The sequence below is a fragment of the Archangium sp. genome, from assembly GCF_036388035.1.
Lineage (GTDB): Bacteria > Myxococcota > Myxococcia > Myxococcales > Myxococcaceae > Archangium.
Genome location: NZ_DASVSO010000625.1, coordinates 1 through 3,698, shown reverse-complemented (window position 1 = coordinate 3,698; position 3,698 = coordinate 1). Strand labels below are relative to the sequence as shown.

General features: G+C 68.4%; 3 protein-coding genes and 1 pseudogene. 3 read left to right on the top strand and 1 reads right to left on the bottom strand.

Annotation, left to right across the window (positions count from 1 at the left end):
• On the top strand, window positions 1–270 hold a 270-nt coding region (locus VF697_RS25565), incomplete at its 5' end, for a tetratricopeptide repeat protein (protein WP_331099330.1).
• 143 nt (window positions 271–413) lie between these two features.
• On the opposite strand, the gene VF697_RS25560 is transcribed toward VF697_RS25565, so the two are convergent.
• Window positions 414–1,796 carry a patatin-like phospholipase family protein gene (locus tag VF697_RS25560; RefSeq protein ID WP_331099329.1) on the bottom strand — a complete coding sequence of 461 codons (1,383 nt, stop codon included), beginning with the start codon at window positions 1,794–1,796 and terminating at the stop codon, window positions 414–416.
• A gap of 443 nt (window positions 1,797–2,239) precedes the next feature.
• Between VF697_RS25560 and VF697_RS25555 the strand changes: the two genes are divergently transcribed.
• Together VF697_RS25555 and VF697_RS25550 are read left to right on the top strand one after the other, a co-directional pair.
• Window positions 2,240–3,289: a hypothetical protein gene (locus VF697_RS25555; RefSeq protein ID WP_331099328.1), complete on the top strand. Its 1,050-nt coding sequence runs from the start codon at window positions 2,240–2,242 to the stop codon at window positions 3,287–3,289.
• A gap of 1 nt (window position 3,290) precedes the next feature.
• Window positions 3,291–3,698, top strand: a pseudogene (locus VF697_RS25550) (hypothetical protein); the annotation flags it as partial.

The following is a 3,698-nucleotide window of genomic DNA, read 5'->3' as shown; positions in this document are numbered from 1 at the left end:
ACGGTGTACCAGAAGCTGGGGCGGCTCCAGGACGCCATCACCGAGTACAGCGCGGCGCTGGAGAGGGACCCCCGCAACCCGGTGGCGCTGACGAACCGGGGCGAGCTGTACCTGCGGCAGGGCAACCGGCAGGGCTTCACGGACATCGCGAACGCGGTGGAGGCGGACCCGAGCGGGGAGACGTCGGCTGGACGACGGGCCAAGGCGCTGGTGAAGGCCATCGCGCTGGCGGCGGTCGAGAAGATGAAGACGGAGCAGGCCCGGGCGTAGTAGCGGGGGGCCTGTGGTAGCCGCCGGGCCGCGGAGAGGGGACTGTCGGGGGCGACAGGCGGACTGGCGGGGGCGTCGGCGGGTGGGCCTTTCATGGGGGCCTGCCCGCCGACACTCTTTTTGCTGGGGAGGCGGGGCTCCGGCTACCAGAACAGGGCCCGGGTGGCGTGCACCTGCCAGCGTGCGTGCTGTGCCAGCCCGTCCACCTCCTCGGGCGAGAGCTTCTGGAAGTGGGTGCCGATGGTGTTGAGCTGTCGAGCCCGGTCCCTTCCTCCGAGCGTCTTGTAGAGCTCCACGGCCTTGCCGAGGTCCACCCCGAGACTCGCGAGCCGCTCCTGGAGGGCCTCTGGCTCCTTCGGAGTCGGCGGAACCCTCTGGCCCGGGTGAGCCGCTTGCCAGAGCTCGCACCACCGCCAGCGAGGGAGCAGGGTGAGCAGTGTCTCCAGATCCTGGTTCACCCGGAGGAAGAGCAGCTTGCGCCGGGGCCTCATGTGCCTGTCCGCGAGGAAGGCCCGCATGCCCTCATCCAGCGGAGTCTCGGTGCTTCCCTCGCGCATGCGGCTGGCCATCCAGGAGATTTCCAGCTCCCGGAGCGTCAGCTCCCGCATGGAGCGGTTCTGCTTGCTGTTCATGAGCGTGCTGATCCGCACGAGGTGCGGTGCGCTGAACAGCACCATGAGGAAGGCCTTCACCGGGTCGACGAGGTCCCCAGGGGTCCAGGTGCTCTCCTGGGTGCCGGCGTCGCTGATGATGAGATTCCACGCGCCAAAGCGTCTGGATTTCAGCAGGGTCTGCACACCCAGGTTCTCGAGCAGGCCGCCATCCGACAGGGCCAGGGTGCGGTGGGAGTGAAGCCTCTCGGCGAAGGCCGCGTTTCCCAGGTCTCGCTTCCGCGAGAGGAACAGCGGGGGCAGGCCGATGGGAAAGGCCGCGGAGGCGGTGGCGGCCAGCTTGAGGGGAAAGTCAGGCAGAGGCACCGTGCGGCGCCTGTGGGTGTCATCGGCGAAGACATCCGCTGTCGCGAAGCCCTCCCGGCTGAACTTTCCCACCTGGGCGTGATTGAGCACGGTGGTGTTGATGCAGAGCCGGGGATGCTCCGGGAGCTGCTTCAGGTTGAGCCCTCGGAAGAAGAGGCGGTCGAAGGTCTCGGCGAGCACGTTGGTGCGCGTGTGACGGGGCAGCAGCAGCTTCGCCAACTGGAGTGGGTTCAGCGAGCGAAGGACGAAGCCCTTGCACAGCTCCACCTTCATGTTCGCGAGGAACCGCTCTTCCTGCTCGGCGTTCGCCTTCGCCGCCATCCACGCGGCCGCGAAGATGGAGCCGCCGGAGACGGTGGAGACCACCTCCACCCCGGGGAGGAGCCCGAGCTCCATCAGCCCCTGGAGGGTGCCCCGGTGGAAGGCCGCCGCTCGGGAACCCCCTCCCGAGAGCGCCAGCCCGAGCTCGGCCAGGTGCGGCGCGGGGGCCGTGGCCGATGACGCCCCGGCCCCCATGACAGTGGGGGCGGGGAGTGGAGAACCGCTCATGCCTCCTGTCGAGTCTTGCTGCGCGGCCATGCGCACCTCTCTTTCTGAGATGGCTGGCCCGGCGCTGGGCCGCCACCGTCGTGACGACGCAAGCATCGGGTCCTTGCTCGGGGGCGACGGCCGGGTCTGTATGTCGTGGTCCGGCCCGTGATGGAACCGCCAGGTCACCCGCCGCCTGGCGCGCCCGGATGTCTGGGTATCAAGCATCCGTGAGGGAGGTGCCCTTGCGCCCTGGGTCGTCACGAACAGCGTGCGGACCTTCTATCTGGATGGGGCGTCGCGCGCGGCGTCGCATGCGGGCAGTGCCGCGCAGCTGACGTGACCGGAACCACCCCGGGAGGGATGATCATGAACGACCAGGTGCGCAAGGGGAACGCAACGCGCATGAGGGCGAAGCGACGGAGCGGCGGCGTGTCGCCTGACGCTCGGAGGGAGGAGCCCCGATGACGCCGTCGATGCGCGAGCCGCAGAAATCGCGGGCGGCAGGGGTGGATGCGCTCTGGGCGCGAGACGCGCTGTCGAGTTGGCGCCGGGGGCTTGCGACGAGCAAGAAGGCGCGGCAGGGCTCATCGAAGTCCACCAAGGCCCGCAAGCCGGCTCTGAGCCTCGAGCCCGTCACCTGGCTGACTCGCATCAACATGAGCTTCGAGCAGGGCGCGAGCGGACTGGCCCTCAAGCAGTTGGGGCAGGCCCGCAGGGAGTTGTCGTCCGGGCGGTTCCCCGACCTCGTCAAGAACCTCCTGAGGCGACTCCGCAAGAAGAAGAAGTACCTGGAGGCGGCGACGGTGACGGAGGCGGTGAAGGTGTCGCCACTGGCCGAGAGGGGCGGTCAGCGGGTGGGCAGGAAGTCCGGTCCGGTTCCCATCCGGAAAGAGAGGGAGCTTCAAGACATGCTGAACAACGAGTTGAGGGTCTCCTCGCTGGAGGGAGGAATGAACGCGCGGGGGGAGCGTGAGCACATCTTCTTCCGCCGGCCCCTCCAGGTCTCGGTGGTATTCGTGGACCAGGGCTACGCGTGTGTGGTGCACGAGAGCGGGCTCGTGCCCCAGCTCGGCCTCACGCAAGAGGAGGCCGTGGACAAGGCGGTGTCCGTGCTCCGCAAGGAGGCGCTGCGTCTCCACCAGCGGATGACCCATACCCTGGCTCCTTCCGAGCGGCAGCTGAAGGAGCAACTGCTGGGCGTGGTGGATCTGGGCCGCTCCGGGTTGCTCCGTCCTCCTTCCAGCCAGGAGACGAAGCGGATTTTTGGTCAGGTGGGGCAGGACGCGGATGGGACGCCGCGCTTCTTCGCCCTGGGTTCCGCGGGCGACAGCTTCGCCATTCCCCAGGAGCTGCTCCCTGGCCTCGAGGTGGGCTGGTCGGGCTTCGCGCGGGTTCAGGCGGGCGAGTCAGGCGAGCCGATGGGACCGGTCCAGGCGCTGGAGCAGCCCGTGGAGCAATCGCTGGAGGACACCTGGAAGCAGTGGATGCAGCTGACCGGCCAGGGAGGGTGAGATGCGCAAGCTGGCCGTTTATTTCCTCGATGTGGGCCAGGGAGATTGCTCTGTCATCGTCCCGCCCCCCGCGCCTGCTGCCCCTGCTTCTCCAGAGGCCATTCCCGAGGATGCTCCCATCCTCGTCGACTGTGCGGATTCCTATGTGGCCGAGAGCTTCCTGAGCACCGTGCCTGCCCTGTCAGGGGTAGTCCTCTCCCATCTGGACCGGGATCACATTGGCGGGCTGCGCACGTTCCTCAAGAACTTCTTGAGCCGCGGAGGCCGGGTCGGGACCGTGTGGATCGTCCTGGATCGTCCCCTCCCTCATCCACGAGCGCATGGGCCGGAGAGGACGACACGGGTTGGTGGTGAGCGGCGGCGACAACTGCGGCGGGCTCACAGGGAGCGGGAGTCGCTGATTGGCGGC